Source organism: Pseudomonas sp. FP2300, from assembly GCF_030687595.1.
Lineage (GTDB): Bacteria > Pseudomonadota > Gammaproteobacteria > Pseudomonadales > Pseudomonadaceae > Aquipseudomonas > Aquipseudomonas bijieensis.
The window spans coordinates 5729053-5746438 of record NZ_CP117440.1 but is presented as its reverse complement, the minus strand read 5'-3'; the positions used below and the strand labels follow the sequence as shown (position 1 = coordinate 5746438).

Annotated in this window: 18 protein-coding genes; 8 read left to right on the top strand and 10 right to left on the bottom strand. The window is 60.7% G+C overall.

Features of this window, described 5'->3' with window-relative positions; translation table 11 throughout:
* The first annotated feature begins 11 nt into the window (after window positions 1–11).
* On the top strand, window positions 12–530 hold the full coding sequence (locus tag PSH86_RS25530; RefSeq protein WP_025215451.1) for an acyloxyacyl hydrolase: 519 nt from the start codon (window positions 12–14) through the stop codon (window positions 528–530).
* Window positions 531–602: 72 nt separating this feature from the next.
* Here PSH86_RS25530 and PSH86_RS25525 read toward each other — a convergent pair whose 3' ends face one another.
* The 6 genes from PSH86_RS25525 to PSH86_RS25500 all read right to left on the bottom strand — a co-directional run bounded on the left by PSH86_RS25525 (window position 603) and on the right by PSH86_RS25500 (window position 6369).
* Complete coding sequence (locus tag PSH86_RS25525; RefSeq protein ID WP_163856702.1) at window positions 603–908, bottom strand: YkgJ family cysteine cluster protein; 306 nt, start codon at window positions 906–908, stop codon at window positions 603–605.
* Window positions 909–935: 27 nt separating this feature from the next.
* Window positions 936–1709: an SDR family oxidoreductase gene (locus PSH86_RS25520; RefSeq protein WP_163858949.1), complete on the bottom strand. Its 774-nt coding sequence runs from the start codon at window positions 1707–1709 to the stop codon at window positions 936–938.
* Window positions 1710–1832: 123 nt separating this feature from the next.
* On the bottom strand, window positions 1833–3284 hold the full coding sequence (phrB, locus tag PSH86_RS25515) for a deoxyribodipyrimidine photo-lyase (RefSeq protein ID WP_305485733.1): 1452 nt from the start codon (window positions 3282–3284) through the stop codon (window positions 1833–1835).
* Window positions 3285–3298: 14 nt separating this feature from the next.
* Window positions 3299–4246, bottom strand: a complete 948-nt coding sequence (locus PSH86_RS25510; protein WP_305485731.1) for a MerR family transcriptional regulator — start codon at window positions 4244–4246, stop codon at window positions 3299–3301.
* Window positions 4246–5208: a DUF523 and DUF1722 domain-containing protein gene (locus PSH86_RS25505; RefSeq protein WP_305485729.1), complete on the bottom strand. Its 963-nt coding sequence runs from the start codon at window positions 5206–5208 to the stop codon at window positions 4246–4248. Before PSH86_RS25505 ends, PSH86_RS25510 begins: the two co-directional genes overlap by 1 nt.
* Before the next feature lie 174 nt (window positions 5209–5382).
* Window positions 5383–6369 (bottom strand): NAD(P)/FAD-dependent oxidoreductase, encoded by a 987-nt coding sequence (locus PSH86_RS25500; protein ID WP_109754903.1) that lies wholly within the window; start codon window positions 6367–6369, stop codon window positions 5383–5385.
* 196 nt (window positions 6370–6565) lie between these two features.
* Between PSH86_RS25500 and PSH86_RS25495 the strand changes: the two genes are divergently transcribed.
* Window positions 6566–7465 (top strand): TIGR01777 family oxidoreductase, encoded by a 900-nt coding sequence (locus tag PSH86_RS25495; RefSeq protein ID WP_232201169.1) that lies wholly within the window; start codon window positions 6566–6568, stop codon window positions 7463–7465.
* Window positions 7466–7478: 13 nt separating this feature from the next.
* Window positions 7479–8504 carry a ferrochelatase gene (gene hemH, locus PSH86_RS25490; protein ID WP_116833440.1) on the top strand — a complete coding sequence of 342 codons (1026 nt, stop codon included), beginning with the start codon at window positions 7479–7481 and terminating at the stop codon, window positions 8502–8504.
* Between the two features lie 142 nt (window positions 8505–8646).
* Here the strand turns inward: hemH and PSH86_RS25485 are convergent, their stop codons facing one another.
* Together PSH86_RS25485 and upp are read right to left on the bottom strand one after the other, a co-directional pair.
* Window positions 8647–9921: a uracil-xanthine permease family protein gene (locus tag PSH86_RS25485; RefSeq protein WP_305485722.1), complete on the bottom strand. Its 1275-nt coding sequence runs from the start codon at window positions 9919–9921 to the stop codon at window positions 8647–8649.
* Window positions 9922–9923: 2 nt separating this feature from the next.
* Window positions 9924–10562: a uracil phosphoribosyltransferase gene (gene upp / locus PSH86_RS25480; protein ID WP_003185330.1), complete on the bottom strand. Its 639-nt coding sequence runs from the start codon at window positions 10560–10562 to the stop codon at window positions 9924–9926.
* Window positions 10563–10735: 173 nt separating this feature from the next.
* Here upp and PSH86_RS25475 point away from each other — a divergent pair, with 173 nt between their 5' ends.
* Both PSH86_RS25475 and PSH86_RS25470 read left to right on the top strand, forming a co-directional pair.
* Window positions 10736–11293: a hypoxanthine-guanine phosphoribosyltransferase gene (locus tag PSH86_RS25475; RefSeq protein WP_060614135.1), complete on the top strand. Its 558-nt coding sequence runs from the start codon at window positions 10736–10738 to the stop codon at window positions 11291–11293.
* 3 nt (window positions 11294–11296) lie between these two features.
* Window positions 11297–11770, top strand: coding sequence for a WbuC family cupin fold metalloprotein (locus PSH86_RS25470; protein WP_109754899.1), 474 nt, complete (start codon window positions 11297–11299; stop codon window positions 11768–11770).
* 135 nt (window positions 11771–11905) lie between these two features.
* Here the strand turns inward: PSH86_RS25470 and dauA are convergent, their stop codons facing one another.
* Window positions 11906–13648 carry a C4-dicarboxylic acid transporter DauA gene (gene dauA / locus PSH86_RS25465; RefSeq protein ID WP_109754898.1) on the bottom strand — a complete coding sequence of 581 codons (1743 nt, stop codon included), beginning with the start codon at window positions 13646–13648 and terminating at the stop codon, window positions 11906–11908.
* A gap of 286 nt (window positions 13649–13934) precedes the next feature.
* Between dauA and PSH86_RS25460 the strand changes: the two genes are divergently transcribed.
* The 3 genes from PSH86_RS25460 to PSH86_RS25450 all read left to right on the top strand — a co-directional run bounded on the left by PSH86_RS25460 (window position 13935) and on the right by PSH86_RS25450 (window position 15420).
* Entirely contained in the window at window positions 13935–14420 is a 486-nt protein-coding gene (locus PSH86_RS25460; protein WP_249015548.1) for a hypothetical protein, read from the top strand.
* Between the two features lie 60 nt (window positions 14421–14480).
* On the top strand, window positions 14481–14768 hold the full coding sequence (locus tag PSH86_RS25455) for a PA4642 family protein (protein WP_109754896.1): 288 nt from the start codon (window positions 14481–14483) through the stop codon (window positions 14766–14768).
* A gap of 187 nt (window positions 14769–14955) precedes the next feature.
* A complete protein-coding gene (locus PSH86_RS25450; RefSeq protein ID WP_109754895.1) occupies window positions 14956–15420 on the top strand; it encodes a hypothetical protein in 465 nt (154 codons plus the stop codon).
* Between the two features lie 54 nt (window positions 15421–15474).
* On the opposite strand, the gene mqo is transcribed toward PSH86_RS25450, so the two are convergent.
* On the bottom strand, window positions 15475–16980 hold the full coding sequence (mqo, locus tag PSH86_RS25445) for a malate dehydrogenase (quinone) (protein ID WP_116833437.1): 1506 nt from the start codon (window positions 16978–16980) through the stop codon (window positions 15475–15477).
* Window positions 16981–17386 lie beyond the last annotated feature (406 nt).

Below are 17386 nucleotides of genomic sequence, written 5' to 3'. Positions count from 1 at the left end.
GGATGTTTCTAATGAAGCGCTTATTCTGTTTTGCCGCGTTTGCGGCTGCATTGTTGGGGCACACTTACACTGCACAAGCAGCGGGAGTGGAGTTTGGGGTTGGCCAGACCAGCGACTCGACCATGACTTATCGCCTGGGCATGCAGTTCGACTGGGACAAGAGTTGGCTGCAAAGTGATGTCGGTCGCCTGACCGGCTACTGGAGCGGCGCCTATACCTATTGGGAGGGGGACGAGACGTCCAGCAACCACAGCCTGTCGTTCTCGCCTGTGTTTGTGTATGAGTTTTCCGGCCAGAACGTGAAGCCTTACATTGAGGCGGGTGTCGGTGTGGCGTTGTTCGCCAATACCGAAGTGGAAGACAACAAGCTCGGTACGGCTTTCCAGTTTGAAGATCGCATCGGGTTCGGCCTGCGCTTCAACGGTGGACATGAAGTGGGCATTCGCGCCACTCATTACTCCAACGCCGGCATCAAGTCGACCAACGACGGTGTAGAAAGCTACGCGCTCCACTACACGATGCCGCTGTAACAAAACAGCTTGAGAACTGTGGGAGCGAGCAGGCTCGCTCCCACAGTAAATCAGCTCTGTCAGATCATTCCTTTATCGATACGCCGTCGCAATCCCCTGGCGTTCTTCCAGGCATTCCGGCGCCCCCATCTCGAATTCGCGGCAGATCAGCGGGCGCTTTTCGTAGATGCTGCACATCATGCTGTCCCGATCCAGGGCCGCGCACCACCCGTCATCAAGCCGCAGCATGACCTCGCCACCCCAATCGTCCGTGTCGATAAAACGCTCCGGGACCCCGGTGTCGGTGATCAGCATCACTTCCAGCTGGCAGCAGCATGCCGCGCACGTCGAACACGTGACAGCCGGTGCCGGGATTTCATGCAGGGGGATGGTTTTCATGGCGCGCAGTGTAAGGCAATCGACGGCTCAGGGTTGTCCCTTGATCGGATAGCCGTTTTTTGCCTGGCATGAGTCGGTATCGGCCGGCATGGTTTCGGTCGAAGAAGGTAAGGGCCAGAGTGCGGTCATGCATGCGATGGGGAGCGCGACTTCCTGCGGGCGTTCGACCAGTTGTTCGAGCACATACCGCGCCGCTTCGTCCGCTGACTGGTGGGCCTGCGTTGGAAAGCAACTGTCGGGCCCCAGCGATGGACCGTCATACCCAGGGTGCACCAACGTCACATCGATACCTGCGGATGCCAGCCCAGCTCGATCCGATGTGAACAGATAACGCATTGCATTGCCACCCGTTTCGTTTTGCGAGGGCGGCAGATAAGTTACCGGGCTGGCAATGCCCACCAGATGAGGTTCGGCCCCGGCGCGCAGCAAAGGCATGGCCACTTCAATGCAGAAACTGGCGGCCAGCAGGTTGCTGCGCACGATGTGTTCTATCAAGGTGTGATCGGCCGGCTGTCCGTCAACGTACTCAGCCGTTCCGAGATTGAGGATCACGCTGTCCAAGGCGCCCCATTGGCGGGCGATTTGTTCGCCGATTTCGCGCACGCTCTGACTGTCAGTCAAATTGCCAGGCACTGTCAGCACTTGTCCTGGATAACGTACCGAAAGGCTGTCGCACGATCGGGCCGAGCGCGAACTGACGGCCAGATATGCGCCTGTCTCCAGGATCGCTTCAGCCAACGAAGCGCCGATTCCGTTGCCAGCCCCGGTGAGCCAATAGCGCCGCGGCAGTCTTAGACCCATTCCATGCTCCTTTCGATTGGACAGCGTACTGATTAAGCGCATTTTCAGTAGAGTCCATACGACTTGTAAGACTATATGTCATCGGGTAAATAATGCACCCCACAGGCCGGCATTTCTTGTTCGCTAATCGCCCATCCCTTCAGTACCTGCATCCTGGCGCGCTGGCAGGTTTCTGAACGCTGCCAGCGCACGCGCCCTGGATTCGCGCAAATCGACGATCGGTGCCGGATAATCCACTGCGCCAAACAAGCCGCCTTGGGTATTTGGGCTATGGACCCGTTGGCTGTCCAGATCGTTCAGTCCAGGTAACCAGCGTTTGATGAACAGGCCTTCGCGATCAAATTTTTCCGACTGGCTCATTGGGTTGAAGATGCGGAACCAGGGCGCCGAATCGGTGCCGGTGGAGGCGCTCCACTGCCAGCCGCCATTGTTGGCGGCCAGGTCGCCGTCGATCAAGTGCTGCATGAAAAAACGCTCGCCTTCGCGCCAATCGATCAACAGATTCTTGGTCAGGAACATCGCCACGACCATCCGCAAACGGTTGTGCATCCAGCCGGTCTCCAGCAACTGGCGCATGGCCGCATCGATAATCGGCAGGCCGGTGCGTGCTTGCTTCCATGCCTCCAGTTCTGCGGGGGCCTCGCGCCACGCCAGCGCCTCGGTTTCCGGGCGAAAGGCGCGATGGCGCGACACGCGTGGATAGCCCACCAAAATATGTTTATAGAACTCGCGCCAGAGCAGTTCATTGATCCAGGTCACTGTTCCGGCACTTCCGCTTTCGAATTCACCCTGGTTGGCTTGTAGCGCGGCGTGCAGGCACTGACGCGGCGACACCACCCCTGCCACCAGATAGGCCGATAGCTGGCTGGTGCCCGGCCTGGCGGGAAAGTCCCGTTCGTTCTGGTAGTCGCCGATGTGTTGGTCGACAAAGGTGTCCAGGCGCCGACGGGCTTCGGTTTCGCCAGCGGGCCAGAGGGCGCGTAGCGCTTCGCTGGGTGGGGGGAATCCAGCGACTTGCGTCGGCACCGGATCACGGGCAATGCCGGTGGGAGCCTGCCGGAGCGGTGTGGCGACCAGGCTCGGCAAGGAGAAATGCAGGCGGCTGTAGCAGACCTTGCGGAACTGGCTGAACACTTGGAAATAGTTGCCGGTCTTGGTCAGTACGCTGCCGGGCTTGAACAGCAATTGGTCGAGATGGCTGTGAAATTCAATGCCTTGGTCATTCAAGGCGCGGGCGACCTCGGCGTCGCGTCGCGTTTCATTCAGGCCGTACTCTTCGTTGACATGCACGGCGCCGATGTTCAGCTCGCGACACAGTTTGAGCAGCACCTCTGGGGCCTGGTGCCAATGCGCTGCGTCGCGGATCAGCAGCGCAATGTTCAATTCGTCCAGGGCCGCGCTCAACGCGCCGAGGTTACGTAGCCAGAAATCGATCTTGCACGGTGCATCGTCATGGGCGCGCCATTGTTCGGGGCTGGTCAGGTACACCGCCACGCATGGGCCCTGGGCCGCTGCCGCCGCCAGGGCGGTGTTGTCGTGCAGGCGCAAGTCGCTGCGCAGCCAGATCAGTTGCATGCTGTTTTTTCCATCTAAAGGAGTGCTCTGCGGCTCAGTTCGCGATGAGCCGATAACGGGTCTACGGCCCAGGACACGTCAACCAGCGAGACGCCTGTGGATAACCTGGCGTGGTGGATAGACGCGGCCGGGCCGGCAATGATGATCGGGCAATCGATGCCGCCCAACAGCCGGGGCAGTTGGGAAAGGTTGAGGGCATGACTGGAATACAGCAGTACGCCCCGGGCCTTGAGGCGTTCCACCGCCAGGGCCAGTTCGCCCGGCGGTAGAGGGCTGTCGAATACTTCCACCGGGCAGTCAGCGCTGCTGGCCAGCCAGGCAGTGAGCCACAGGTGCGGCTCCTGGGGCGAGTCTGAATGATTGACCAGCAACAATGGTGCGCCGCGCAGCTGACGGTTGTTGTGGTAGATGCGGCTGCCGAATTTGCTGCGCAGCCACGAGTACAGGAAGACCCGTTCCAGCTGCGCGCCGAACTGGCCCTGCCAGTGCAGGTGCAGCTCGGCCAGCAACGGCAAGAGCAATTGCTCGCACACGGTCCAGGGCGGGTATAGCGCCATCGCCTGATTGACCAGGTCATCGATCTGGCGCTCGGCCAGTTGCGTCACCGCCAGCACCAGGGCATGACGTTGGGGCTGCCAGTCATTCTCTGGCGCCTGCGTGGGTTCGCTCGGCGGCTGCGGTGTGTCCAGCAAGGGTTTGATCTTGCTCACGGCAACGCCACGATCGATCCAGGTGAGGATGTTCAGGATCCGTTGCACATGATCGGCATTGAACAGTCGGTGGCCCTTGGGCGTGCGGTGCGGCACGATCAGGCCGTAACGGCGCTCCCAGGCCCGCAGCGTGACGGCGTTGACACCGGTTTGCCGGGAGACCTCGCGTATGGGCAGCCAGCCTTGTGCCAGGGCCTGGGCAAAATCGGCCCCGAGGTCTTCGCGGGCGCTGGAGTCGGGCTCGTTGCTCATCAAATAGCGTTTCGCAGGCTGAGGTTTTCCGGGTGCGGTTGCAGGTAGACCTGCTGTGCCAGGTAAGGATCGGGGTGCTGGCGCAAGTGATGCTTGAGCAACGTCAGTGGCACTACCAAGGGCACGATGCCGAGGCGATATTGCCCGATGAGATGCTGTACTTCCTGTTTGTCCTCGGCGTCGATGGCGCGCTTGAGGTAACCGCTCAGGTGTTGCAGCACATTGGTGTGGGTGCGGCGGGTCGCGCATTTCTTCAAGGCCGCCATCAATGCACTGAAGTAGCGTGGGCCCAGCTCATCAGGGGCGGTCCTGCCCATGTTGCCCAACAAGGAGCCCAGGACCTTGTACTGCACCGGGTTGTGGGCCATCAGCAGGTATTTGTAGCGCGAGTGGAATTCGATCAGGCCGCGACGGGTCAGACCCTGGCGACGCAAGGATTGCCAGGCGGCATAGGCAAACACGCGGGTCAGGAAGTTCTCCCGCAGCACCGGGTCGTTGAGGCGACCGTCTTCCTCCACCGGCAGGTCGGGGTGGTGGGCACAAAAGGCCTGGGCATAGATGCCGCGCCCGCCGCCGTCCTGGGTCACGCCGTTGTGGTCGTAGACCTTGACCCGCTCCAGCCCACAGGACGGCGATTTCTGCATGAAGATGTAGCCGCAAATGTCATCCAGTTCCCCTGCCATCTGCTGCCCATAGTCGGCCAGTGGCCGGGTCACGTTGAGGTCGCGATTCACCGTGCCCAGCGCCTCAGGGTGTCCGGGGTTGCCTACCAGGCGGATCGGTTCGCGGGGGATACCCAGGCCAATGGCGACTTCGGGACATACCGGCACGAACTCGAAATAGTCGGCGAGGGTGCGGCTGCACAACTGCGATTGCTTGTGCCCGCCGTTAAAGCGAACTTCAGCACCCATCAGGCAGGCGCTGATGGCGATTCTGGGTTTGGCGATGGCTGCGCTGGGCATGGGCGACCTCTGATTGCTAAATCTTGTACAAATTTATGTATATGTACAATATTTTTATCATAGGCTCGAACCCGCGCAAGTCAATCGGATTGAGTAGCGAGGCGGCGTCAAACTGTGTCGAAGGCAGGCTGCTGTCTCTTTCGACAGCAGCGTAAAGCGATGGGGTGACGCGATCTATTGCAGGCTTGCATGCAGGCGGCGGGCAGCTTCCTGGCCGCTTAGCCATGCGCCTTCGACCCGGCCGGACAGGCACCAGTCACCACACACATACAGGCCCAGGTCGGCATCGGCCAGGGCGCCCCATTCGTGGTTGCCAGCGGGGCGGGCGTAGAGCCAGCGATGGGCGACACTGAAGCTTGGTGCGGGCATGGCGCTGTGCAGCAGTTCGGCGAAGGCGCCGTGCAGGTGTTCGATCACCGCTTCCTTGGACAGGTCGATGTGCTGCCGGCTCCAGTCGCTGGTGGCATGCAGTATCCAGGTATCGAGCTTGCTGTCGCGTCCGGGTTTGCTGCGGTTGCGGGCCAGCCAGTCGAGGGGGCTGTCCTGTACGAAGCAGCCTTCCATGGAGGTATCCAGCGGCTTTTCGAACGCCAGGGCCACTGCCCAGGTCGGGTCCATCTTTACCCCCGCTGCCACGCCAGCCAGCTTCGGCACGGCCGCCAGCAACGCGGTGGCCTGGGGTGCGGGCGTGGCGATCACCACCTGGCCGAAGGGGCCGTGGGTGAAACCTTCCGCGTCCTGCAAATGCCAATGTTCCTGGCCGCGGTACACCTCGGTGATCCGGCAGGAAAACTGCACTTGCAACTTGCCGAGCAGGGCACGGGTGATGGCGCTCATGCGCGGAGTGCCGACCCAGCGGGTCTGTTCGTCCGGCGAAGGGCTCAGTTGCCCGCCCTGGAAATTGTAGAGTTGCGGGTTCCATTCCGCGGCCCAGCCGTTGGCTTGCCAGCGCTGGACCTCCGTGACAAAGCGCCGATCGCGAGCGGTGAAGTATTGCGCGCCCATGTCCAGGGCGCCGGCATCGCTGCGTTTGCTCGACATGCGTCCGCCACTGCCGTGGCTTTTATCGAAGAGTTGAACGATATGCCCGGCCTCCGTCAGGGCCTGGGCGGCTGAAAGTCCGGCGATGCCGGTGCCGATGATTGCGATAGGTACAGTCATGAGGGCCTCGTTTACCTTTCTGTACAGACTACGCCGTCGTTTAAACCTGTACAATTCGGGTTTTTGGTATAAGTTTTACCGTTCGCGTTTGGACAGGTTGTCCTATTGTTAAACACAGACCCTGTCCGATACGAAAAATCCCTGCTTATAAAAATAGACTAATGGGCCGGGTAAAACGCGATGCGAGGAACATCTCATGCACATATTGCTGACCGGCGGTACTGGTTTGATCGGACGTCAGCTCTGCCGCCTCTGGTTGGAGCAGGGACATCGCTTGACGGTATGGAGTCGCCGGCCTGAAGAGGTGGCGAAAATCTGTGGGGCAAAAGTGCGCGGCGTTGCCAGGCTCGAGGACATCGATGTGCCGGTGGACGCGGTGATCAACCTCGCGGGAGCGCCCATTGCCGACCGGCCTTGGAGCCACAAACGCAAGATGTTGCTATGGAGCAGTCGCATCACATTGACGGAAGTTTTGCTGGCGTGGCTGGAGCGTTGCGAACAGAAACCGCAGGTGTTGATTTCCGGTTCGGCAGTGGGCTGGTACGGCGATGGTGGCGAGCGCGAGTTGACCGAGGAATCGGGACCGGTGAGCGAAGATTTTGCCAGTCAGTTGTGTATCGCCTGGGAAGAAACCGCGCAGCGGGCCGAGGCGCAGGGCATGCGCGTGGTACTGGTTCGTACCGGCCTGGTCCTGTCTGCCGAGGGCGGCTTTTTGTCGCGGCTGTTGCTGCCATTCAAACTGGCGCTGGGCGGGCGTATCGGCAATGGTCGGCAGTGGATGCCGTGGATTCATATTGACGATCAAATCGCCCTGATTGATTTTCTTCTGCACCGCTCTGATGCCAGCGGTCCTTATAATGCGTGCGCTCCTAACCCGGTGCGCAACCGCGATTTTGCCAAGGCCTTGGGGCGCGTGTTGCATCGGCCAGCTGTGGTGCCGATGCCGGAGCTTGCGTTGAAAGTCGCATTGGGGGAATTGTCACTGCTGTTGCTCGGCGGCCAGCGCGCCACGCCGGCCCGACTGCAGGCGGCGGGTTTCACATTCCGGTTCACTGATTTGCCCGCGGCCCTGGAAGACTTGTCCAGCCGCCTTTGAAATAGGACGTTGCATGACCGATCACGCGTTGCTTCTGGTGAATCTGGGTTCGCCTGCCTCCACTTCGGTGGCCGATGTGCGCCGCTACCTCAATCAATTCCTGATGGATCCGTATGTCATCGACTTGCCATGGCCGGTACGGCGCTTGCTGGTGTCGCTGATTCTGATCAAGCGTCCCGAGCAGTCGGCTCATGCCTACGCTTCGATCTGGTGGGAGGAGGGGTCGCCGTTGGTGGTGCTCAGTCGTCGGCTGCAACAGGCCATGACCGTGCAGTGGACCCAGGGCCCGGTGGAACTGGCGATGCGTTATGGCGAGCCGTCCATTGAATCGGCGCTGGTGCGCCTGGCGAGCCAGGGGCACAAAAAGATCACCCTGGCGCCGTTGTACCCGCAGTTCGCTGACAGTACCGTCACCACGGTGGTCGAGGAAGCGAAGCGGGTTGTGCGGGAAAAGAAGCTTAATGTGCAGTTCTCGATTCTCCAGCCGTTCTACGACCAGCCGGAGTACCTCGACGCCTTGGTGGCCAGCGCCAAGCCCTACCTGATGCAGGATCACGATCACCTGCTGTTGAGTTTCCACGGCTTGCCCGAGCGACACCTGACCAAGCTCGACCCAACGGGGTTCCATTGCTTCAAGGATGCCGACTGCTGCAAGAACGCACCGCCGGAAGTCATGGCCACCTGTTACCGCGCCCAGTGCATTCGCACGGCCGAACAGTTCGCCCAGCGCATGGGGCTCAAGGAGGGCCAGTGGTCGGTGTCGTTCCAGTCGCGGCTGGGCCGTGCCAAGTGGATCGAACCCTACACCGAAGCGCGCCTGGATGAGTTGGCCAAAAGTGGCGTGAAGAAAGTCTTGGTGATGTGCCCGGCGTTCGTGGCCGATTGCATCGAGACCCTGGAGGAAATCGGCGATCGCGGGCGCGAGCAATTCCGCGCGGCAGGAGGGGAGGAGCTGGTGCTGGTGCCGTGTCTCAACGACGAGTCGCAGTGGGCGAAGGCGTTGAGTACGTTGTGTGAGCGGGCGCCCATCGCTTTGTGAAATTCAAGGGCCCCATCGCGAGCAGGCTCGCTCCCACAGTGGATCTCGAGTGATCACAAAACTGGTGTTCACAACAGATCCCATGTGGGAGCGAGCCTGCTCGCGATAGCTATCTGACTGACAACAAAACCTCAAGCTCGAATCAGATCAGCGGCTCATCCGCCTGCTTCTGCTTCCAGCTGTCATTGCCCGGCAGCAGCAGGTTCAGGGCGATCGCCACTACCGCGCACAGCGCAATGCCTTTGAGGCCGAAGTCGTCCGGGCCGGTGCCGGTGCCCACCAGTACACCGCCGATGCCGAACACCAGGGTCACCGAAACGATCACCAGGTTGCGGGCTTCGCCTAGGTCGATCTTGTGGCGGATCAAGGTGTTCATGCCCACCGCCGCGATCGAACCGAACAACAGGCACAGGATCCCGCCCATCACTGGCACCGGGATGCTTTGCAGCAGCGCGCCGAACTTGCCAATGAACGCCAGGCTGATGGCGAAGATCGCCGCCCAGGTCATGATCTTCGGGTTGTAGTTCTTGGTCAGCATCACCGCACCGGTCACTTCGGCGTAGGTGGTGTTGGGCGGGCCGCCGAACAGGCCGGCGGCGGTGGTGGCGAGGCCGTCACCGAGCAGGGTGCGATGCAGGCCGGGTTTTTTCAGGTAGTCGCGACCGGTCACGCTGCCCACGGCAATCACGCCGCCGATGTGCTCGATGGCTGGCGCCAGGGCCACCGGTACGATGAACAGGATCGCCTGCCAGTTGAATTCAGGTGCAGTGAAGTTTGGCAGGGCGAACCACGGCGCGGCGGCGATTTTCGCGGTATCCACCACACCGAAGAAAAACGCCATGGCAAAGCCCACCAGCACGCCGGAAATGATCGGCACCAGGCGGAAAATACCTTTGCCGAACACCGCGACGATCAGGGTGGTGAGCAGGGCTGGCATCGAAATCAGCATCGCGGTTTGATAATGAATCAGTTCGGTGCCGTCGCCGGCCTTGCCCATCGCCATGTTGGCCGCAATCGGCGCCATGGCCAGGCCGATGGAAATGATCACCGGGCCAATGACCACCGGCGGCAGTAGCCGGTCGATGAAGCCGGTGCCCTTGATCTTCACCGCCAGGCCCAGGAAGGTGTAGACGAAACCCGCCGCCATCACGCCACCCATGGTCGCGGCCAGGCCGAACTGGCCCTTGGCGAGGATGATCGGTGTGATGAAGGCAAAGCTCGACGCCAGGAACACCGGCACCTGGCGTCCGGTGACGATCTGGAACAGGATCGTCCCCAGGCCGGCGGTGAACAGCGCCACGTTAGGGTCCAGCCCGGTGATCAGCGGCATCAATACCAGCGCGCCGAAGGCGACGAACAGCATCTGCGCGCCGGACAGGACCTGGCGCCAGAGCGGGTCGTTGAACTCATCCTGCATGCTCAAGCGTCCTTCTGCTTGGTGCCGAAGATCTTGTCGCCGGCATCGCCCAGGCCCGGGATGATGTAGCCATGCTCGTTGAGTTTCTGGTCGATGGACGCGGTGTAGATGGTCACATCCGGGTGAGCGTCCTGCACGGCCTTGATGCCTTCGGGCGCCGCGACCAGCACCATGGCGCGGATGTCCCGGCAACCGGCTTTTTTCAACAGGTCGATGGTGGCGACCATGGAGCTGCCGGTGGCGAGCATCGGGTCGATGATCATCGCCAGGCGCTCGTCGATTTCCGGCACCAGTTTTTCCAGGTAGGTGTGCGCCTGCAGGGTCTGCTCGTTGCGAGCCACGCCCACGGCGCTGACCTTGGCCCCGGGGATCAGGCTCAGTACGCCCTCGAGCATGCCGATGCCGGCGCGCAGGATCGGCACCACGGTGATCTTCTTGCCGGCGATTTTCTCGACCTGGACCGTACCGGCCCAACCGTCGATTTCATAGGACTCCAGGGGCAGGTCCTTGGTGGCCTCGTAGGTGAGCAGCGCACCGACTTCCTGGGCGAGTTCACGGAAGTTCTTCGTGCTAATGTCAGCGCGGCGCATCAGGCCGAGTTTGTGTCTGATCAGCGGATGGCGGATCTCGAGGATGGGCATGGGGAAGGCTCCGGCGGCGGGCAAAAAAACCGGCCTAGATTAATCTATCCGAGGGTGTTGTCCTATAGACAATACAGAACGTTAGTCCACAAACGCTTGATCTGGCCGGGCGGGATGCGTACCTTTGCCGGCTTTTCCGAACCCGTCCCCCTCAATCTCTCCTGGAGAGCGCCATGTCCGCTGATCTCGAGCATATCCGTCAAATCATGCGAGAGGCTGACTGCCTGTACACCGAAGCTGAAGTCGAAGCGGCCATCGCCCGTGTCGGTGCGCAAATCAACGACCAACTGGCGGATGCCAACCCGGTGGTGTTCTGCGTCATGAACGGCGGGCTGATTTTCTCCGGCAAGTTGCTGACCTACCTGAACTTCCCCTTGGAAGCTTCCTACCTGCATGCGACCCGTTATCGCAACGAAACCAGCGGCGGCGATCTGTTCTGGAAGGCCAAGCCGGAAGTCTCGTTCATCGACCGTGATGTGTTGATCATCGACGACATCCTCGACGAAGGTCACACCCTGGGTGCGATCATCGATTTCTGCAAACACGCCGGCGCTCGTGCCGTGCACACCGCCGTGCTGATCGACAAGGACCATGACCGCAAGGCGCGGCCTGACTTGAAAGCCGATTTTGTCGGCCTGCCGTGCGTCGACCGCTACATCTTTGGCTACGGCATGGACTACAAAGGCTACTGGCGCAACGCTAATGGCATTTTTGCCGTCAAGGGGATGTAATCGATGACTCGGCCAAGTTTTCTGGAACGCGCACTGTTCGACGATTTGGCCGAAAAAGCTGCGGCCAGTCCTCGCGGGCGGCAGCACCATAATTTCCATGCGATGGACGAGCCGTGCCACCGCATGGCGGTGGGCTTGCAGCCTTCGACCTACATTCCACCGCACCGCCACCTGAGCGCCGACAAGGCGGAAACCTTGCTGGTACTCAAGGGCCGGTTGGGTGTATTGATCTTCGACGACGCCGGTGCGGTGGTGGATAAGCGCATCCTGCAGGCCGGTGGCGATTGCCTCGGGGTCGACCTGCCAGCCGGCGTGTATCACGGCTTGGTGGTGCTGGAAGCCGACAGCCTGATGTTCGAATGCAAGGCCGGCCCATACCGGCCTGTGGGCGAGGGCGAACTGGCCGACTGGGCGCCCCGCGAAGCCGAGCCAGGCGTGGCCGAGTACCAGGCCTGGATGCGCGCGCAGTTCGACTGAACGATGCGGCAGCAGGGCTTCTGTGGCGAGGGGATTTATCCCCGCTGGGTTGCGAAGCGACCCCGAGATTGTTGGTGTGCCCAAGAGCTTGCGAGTGCTCCGCACTCGAACGGGGATAAATCCCCTCGCCACAGATCAGACAAATCTTGAATGAGCGGCGCTGCCGGCTGCGAGCCATTTTTCGCTTTTGACCCGCGCCTGCTCCAGGGTTTGCACATACGCCAATTGGCGCTGCTCGCGATGAATGCCGGCACGGCGCAATTTCAGGCGCACCCGGGGGGCGGTCGCCACCAGGATCAGGCCGATGCCCTGCTTGCGATAGTCTTTCAGGATATTTTCAAAAGCGGCCAGCGCGGTCATGTCCAGCATCGGCACGGCGCTCATTTCCACCACCACCACGCGCACCCCCGGATCGAACTTGCGCAGCACATCCAGGGCTTTTTCGGCTGCACCGAAGAACAGCGGCCCACGGATTGCGTAGCAGCGTACATGCTCGGGCATGTCCAGCAAGGCTTGATGGAAGTGACGAGGCAGTTCGGCGCTGTCCGTCAGCTCGCTCATGCGCTTGATGAACAGGCCGGCGGCCAGCAGCAGGCCGACGGCAACCGCCATGACCATGTCGAACAAAACGGTCAGGCTCAGGCAGGTCAGCAGCACCAGTACGTCGCTGCGCGGCGCAATGCGCAACGTGTGCAGGACATGCCCGGCTTCGCTCATGTTCCAGGCGACTATCACCAGCAGTGCCGCCAGGGCAGCCATGGGCAAGTAACTGAACAACGGCGCCAGCAGCACCATCGCCAGCAGTACCACGAGGCTATGAATGATCGCGGCCAGCGGTGAAGAGGCGCCACTGCGCACATTGGTCGCGCTACGGGCAATGGCCGCCGTGGCGGTGATACCACCGAACAGCGGCGCCACGACGTTACCCAGGCCTTGGCCGATCAGCTCGGCGTTGGGGTCGTGCTTGCTGCCGGTCATGCCGTCCGCCACCACGGCGCACAGCAGCGATTCGATGGCGCCAAGCATGGCAATGGCGAAGGCCGGGCCCAGCAATTGGCGGAGCAGGTCATAGGACAGCACCAGGGGATGGCCCTGGCCATCTGGCAGGTTCCATGGCCAGTCAAAGCGCGGCAAAAACGGCGGGATACCGGGATGGCTGATGCCATCGACCACATAGCTGAAACGCTCACCCAATGTCGCAACCGGCCAACCGCCGCGTTCCAGCACCAGTCCCAATAGCGCCCCGACCAGCAAGGCCACCAGATGCCCGGGAACCCGTGGTACCCAGCGTGGCCAGGCAATCAGCACCGCCAGGCAACTGATGCCGATGATGCCATCGCCGAGTCGGGCACTGGGCAGCGCCACGATCAATTCGCCCAGCTGTTCGATGTAGTGCTTGGCTTGCCCGACGGTGGTCAGCCCCAGCAGATCCTTTAGTTGCAAGGTGGCGATGACCACGCCGATCCCGGCGGTAAAGCCGAGGATGACCGGATAGGGAATGTATTGGATCAGTCGCCCGGCGCGCATCAATCCCAAGGTGATCAGAATCAGGCCGGCGAGCATGGTGCACAACAACAGGCCACCGAGGCCGTATTGTTGGGTAATGGGCAGCAGGATCACCACGAACGCCGCCGTCGGCCCGCTGACGTTGAAGCGCGAGCCGCCGGTGAGGGCGATCAAGGGCGCGGCCACCAACACCGTGTACAAGCCGTGTTGCGGCGGGACGCCGACGGCAATTGCCAGGGCCATGGCCAGTGGGATGGCGATAATACCGACGGTCAGCCCGGCCACCAGATCGCCGCGCAGGCGTTCAAGGGTGTAACCGGCGCGCCAGCTTTGGCGCCAAGCGGCGAATAACGGTGGGGCGGAGAAAGACATGGGTACTCCACGCACGAAAGAAAGGAAACCCCCTGAGCCTTGGCAAACACAGGACCCGTGGCGAGGGAGCTTGCTCCCGCTCGAGTGCGTAGCGCTCGCAAAATTCTGGGGCAACTGCGCAGCCCGGCGGGAGCAAGTTCCCTCGCCACAAAGGCATACACCTGCTGGGCAAGGCTGATGGCTCTCTGAGTATGCCGCGCTCGTCGTGTGTAAGTATTGATCCGGGTCGTTATTTTTACCGTCCAGGCTCATGCTAGAGTGCCAGGCCAAGACCCTGGAGCCTGTCATGAGTGTATCGATCCGCCGCTGCGCCGCTCTGCTGTTGATGTCCAGCCTGCCCCTGGCAGCCGTTGCCGCGCCGATGCACAGCCAGTTCCTGCCCCCCGATGACCTGGTGGTGCGCCAGGAGCAGCCTGAACAGCAGCAATTGCTGCAAGTGACCGAGTATTCGGTGGTGCTGGGTAACCAGCGTCAGTCCAACCAGCAACCGATACCGGTCACTTCTCCCTTGCTGGTGCGCCTCAAGGGCAAGCCGATGAACAAGGGGGCCACCCTCAACCAGGTGATCCTCAACTTCGACGGCGAAAGCAAGAGCCTGAAGAAGCCGGTCTTCGACGAGGCGAGCAAGACCCTGACGCTGTCTTATCCACAGGCCCAGTACCGGGTGGTCATCGATCTGTTGCGCAACAACACGGTCTACGTGCAGTTTCTCACCTATGCCAATGGTCATATCTGGGCCGACCTGCACACCGGTGCCGAACGCCCGCGTTGAGCCTGGGCGTTGCCGGGGGTAAACTGCCCGCCCCGTGAACTGTGCGAGCTGGAGCCGGCAATGCGTAAAGACAAGAAACAAGTGATTGGCGACGAGATTGGCGATGAACAGATCAAGCTGTTCCTCAATTTCGAACCGGTCGATGCCACTTCGCCGTCGCTGCACAAACTGATCAAGGCCTACCGTGGCCTGCGGGTCGACGATTTCGAGCGCTTCCTGACGTTTTTCGTCGAAGCCGGTCATGACCTCAATGGCAAGGATGAGCATGGCAACGATTTCGTGGCGTTGGTCCAGGACCAGCGCAATGCCGAGGAATATATCGAGTTGATCAAAAAAGCGCGTGGCTGATTGCGTTAAAGTATTGTCAGCGCCCTTCGGGGCGTTTGAAGTTCCGTCAGTGTTCCTGCGTTTTATTCAACCGGGTCCGAAAGGTTATGTCACCATTCGGGCTGTTTTGTTTTAACTGCATTTCCATTACTTTTGCACTGAAGCCAAGTGGCTTCAGTCTGATTGTTCAAATGGAGTTGTATTTATCATGGAAGATAAAAGCAGATATATCGCCGGGGCGTTATTGTCTCTGGTCGGTTGTACGGCAAGTTCGGTTTCCAGTGCGTTCGATGAGATCGTCAATGTGGAAATCTTCAATGCAACGTCAGCGGTCATCGTACCGGGCAGCGATTTCACGTGGTCCCTGGCCCCGGAAAACGCAGGCCACAGTTTTTCGGTGAATCCCGGTGAGAGCCAGGAGCTAACCTATTACCTGCCCCAGTCGCGCGCCGAACGGGAATCGTTTACCTACACTCAAGGAAGGCGCACCTGTCATTTCAGTTTCGGGCATATCGCCAGAGCGCCGTTGAGCGACCAGCAGACAATGCCTTATCTTCGCTGGGCTGAAGCGAAGCCGGCAGGTTCTTGTAGCGCAGAGTTATTGGAAGTCGAAGATGACGACGATTATGTTCGTCATGGCGGAAGTCGCGTCAAGTTCAGCATGAAGTCATAACGCGGATAATAAAAAGCCTCCCGTTTGCGCGGGAGGCTTTTTATAAGTGCAGTATCAGGCGTAACTTTGAGCCTTGTTGTCTTCAACCAATTCCAACGCAATGTTGTTTTGCGCGTTGATCTTGCGATACAGCGCGGCGTCGGTTTCCAGCACTTTTTCCCGGGCCGGGAAGATCTCTGCGAGCTTGGCGGCCCATTCGCCCTTGGCCTTGTCCGGGAAGCAGCGTTCGATCAGTTCCAGCATGATCGACACGGTCACCGAAGCACCTGGCGATGCGCCGAGCAGGGCGGCGAGGGTACCGTCCTTGGCCGCCACCAGTTCGGTGCCGAACTGCAGCACGCCACCTTTCTTCGGATCCTTCTTGATGATCTGCACCCGTTGGCCGGCCACTTCCAGGCGCCAGTCCTCGGCTTTCGCCTCGGGGTAGAAGCGTCGCAGGGATTCCAGGCGTTGTTCCATGGATTGCATCACTTCGCTGATCAGGTACTTGGTCAGGTCCATGTTGTCCCGGGCCACGGCCAGCATCGGGCCGATGTTGCCGGCGCGTACCGACAGTGGCAGGTCCATGAGCGAGCCGTGCTTGAGGAACTTGGTGGTGAAGCCGGCGTACGGCCCGAACAGTAGGGACTTCTTGCCATCGACCACACGCGTGTCCAGGTGCGGTACCGACATGGGCGGCGAACCCACGGCCGCCTGGCTGTAGACCTTGGCCTGGTGGTGCTTGACCACTTCCGGGTTGTCGCAACGCAGCCACTGGCCGCTGACCGGGAAGCCGCCGAAGCCCTTGCTTTCCTCGATGCCCGAAGCCTGAAGCAGCGGCAACGCCGCGCCGCCGGCCCCCAGGAACACGAACTTGGCATCGACGTCGCGGCTGCTGCCGGAATTGACGTCCTTGATGCTCACGGTCCAGCCACTGCCGTTGCGCTTGAGGCCGGTGACGCGCTTACAGTATTTGACCTGGGTGTCCGGGGCGCTGGTCAGGTGCTTGAGCAACTGGTTGGTCAGGGCGCCGAAGTTGACGTCGGTACCGTTCATGACACGGGTCGCGGCGATGACTTCGTCGGTCGGCCGGCCTGGCATCATCAATGGCATCCACTCGGCCATCTTGGCCTTGTCTTCGGTGTATTCCATGTCGGCGAAGGCGTGATGCTGGCGCATCAGCTCGAAGCGCTTCTTCAGGAACGACACGCCTTTCTCGCCTTGCACGAAGCTCAGGTGTGGCACCGGGGCGATGAAGGACTTGGAGGAACCGAACGTGCCTTTTTGAGTCAGGTACGTCCAGAACTGCTTCGACACCTCGAACTGGGTGTTGATGTGCACGGCTTTCTTGATGTCGACAGTGCCGTCGGCCGCCTGGGGCGTGTAGTTGAGCTCACACAGCCCGGCGTGGCCGGTGCCGGCGTTGTTCCACGGGTTGGAACTCTCCGCGGCACCGGAATCCATCAGCTCGACGACTTCCAGCGAAATCGCGGGGTCGAGCTCCTTGAGCAGGACGGCCAGGGTGGCACTCATGATGCCGGCCCCTACCAGAACTACATCGACTGCTTCGTTATGCGCCATTTAACGCGTCTCCAAAATCTGCAGCACCAAATTGTCGGCATAGCGGCCAGGAGTGGCGGGGCAGGTCAGTTGCGCCCCAGTTATCCATGGCCAGGATCGCCATGTCCGAATCTTCGCAATTTTTCGCACCTACTGCGGATGCATGCAGCCTGGCCTCAAGAGTCACATGAACTCATTTAAGCGCTGGGCAGGCAATTCGACTTATGGCCGAGACATCCGTTCGTGCAACCAAATCCGTAGCGGACAGGCTTCAGGCGCCGGTTCTTGAGCGATATCCGGTCCTGTGTCGTTGGGCTGTTTCAGACGCTAATGGTGCTTGTTCAGACGCAAAACTCTTCATTTGCTCGCCACACTCTCGTGAAGTTGTGAAAACCCGTTTTTTCACGCTCTTTTGAAGACGTGAACC

Bases quoted from the DNA above. Each gene is read 5' to 3' on its own strand.
- upp (WP_003185330.1), bottom strand. From the start codon at position 10,562: ATGCCCATCCTCGAGATCCGCCATCCGCTGATCAGACACAAACTCGGC.
- mqo (WP_116833437.1), bottom strand. From the start codon at position 16,980: ATGGCGCATAACGAAGCAGTCGATGTAGTTCTGGTAGGGGCCGGCATC.
- PSH86_RS25455 (WP_109754896.1), top strand. From the start codon at position 14,481: ATGCGTAAAGACAAGAAACAAGTGATTGGCGACGAGATTGGCGATGAA.
- PSH86_RS25500 (WP_109754903.1), bottom strand. From the start codon at position 6,369: ATGACTGTACCTATCGCAATCATCGGCACCGGCATCGCCGGACTTTCA.
- PSH86_RS25525 (WP_163856702.1), bottom strand. From the start codon at position 908: ATGAAAACCATCCCCCTGCATGAAATCCCGGCACCGGCTGTCACGTGT.
- PSH86_RS25470 (WP_109754899.1), top strand. From the start codon at position 11,297: ATGACTCGGCCAAGTTTTCTGGAACGCGCACTGTTCGACGATTTGGCC.
- PSH86_RS25505 (WP_305485729.1), bottom strand. From the start codon at position 5,208: ATGCCCAGCGCAGCCATCGCCAAACCCAGAATCGCCATCAGCGCCTGC.
- PSH86_RS25485 (WP_305485722.1), bottom strand. From the start codon at position 9,921: ATGCAGGATGAGTTCAACGACCCGCTCTGGCGCCAGGTCCTGTCCGGC.
- hemH (WP_116833440.1), top strand. From the start codon at position 7,479: ATGACCGATCACGCGTTGCTTCTGGTGAATCTGGGTTCGCCTGCCTCC.
- PSH86_RS25530 (WP_025215451.1), top strand. From the start codon at position 12: ATGAAGCGCTTATTCTGTTTTGCCGCGTTTGCGGCTGCATTGTTGGGG.
- PSH86_RS25510 (WP_305485731.1), bottom strand. From the start codon at position 4,246: ATGAGCAACGAGCCCGACTCCAGCGCCCGCGAAGACCTCGGGGCCGAT.
- PSH86_RS25460 (WP_249015548.1), top strand. From the start codon at position 13,935: ATGAGTGTATCGATCCGCCGCTGCGCCGCTCTGCTGTTGATGTCCAGC.
- phrB (WP_305485733.1), bottom strand. From the start codon at position 3,284: ATGCAACTGATCTGGCTGCGCAGCGACTTGCGCCTGCACGACAACACC.
- PSH86_RS25495 (WP_232201169.1), top strand. From the start codon at position 6,566: ATGCACATATTGCTGACCGGCGGTACTGGTTTGATCGGACGTCAGCTC.
- PSH86_RS25520 (WP_163858949.1), bottom strand. From the start codon at position 1,709: ATGGGTCTAAGACTGCCGCGGCGCTATTGGCTCACCGGGGCTGGCAAC.
- PSH86_RS25475 (WP_060614135.1), top strand. From the start codon at position 10,736: ATGTCCGCTGATCTCGAGCATATCCGTCAAATCATGCGAGAGGCTGAC.
- PSH86_RS25450 (WP_109754895.1), top strand. From the start codon at position 14,956: ATGGAAGATAAAAGCAGATATATCGCCGGGGCGTTATTGTCTCTGGTC.
- dauA (WP_109754898.1), bottom strand. From the start codon at position 13,648: ATGTCTTTCTCCGCCCCACCGTTATTCGCCGCTTGGCGCCAAAGCTGG.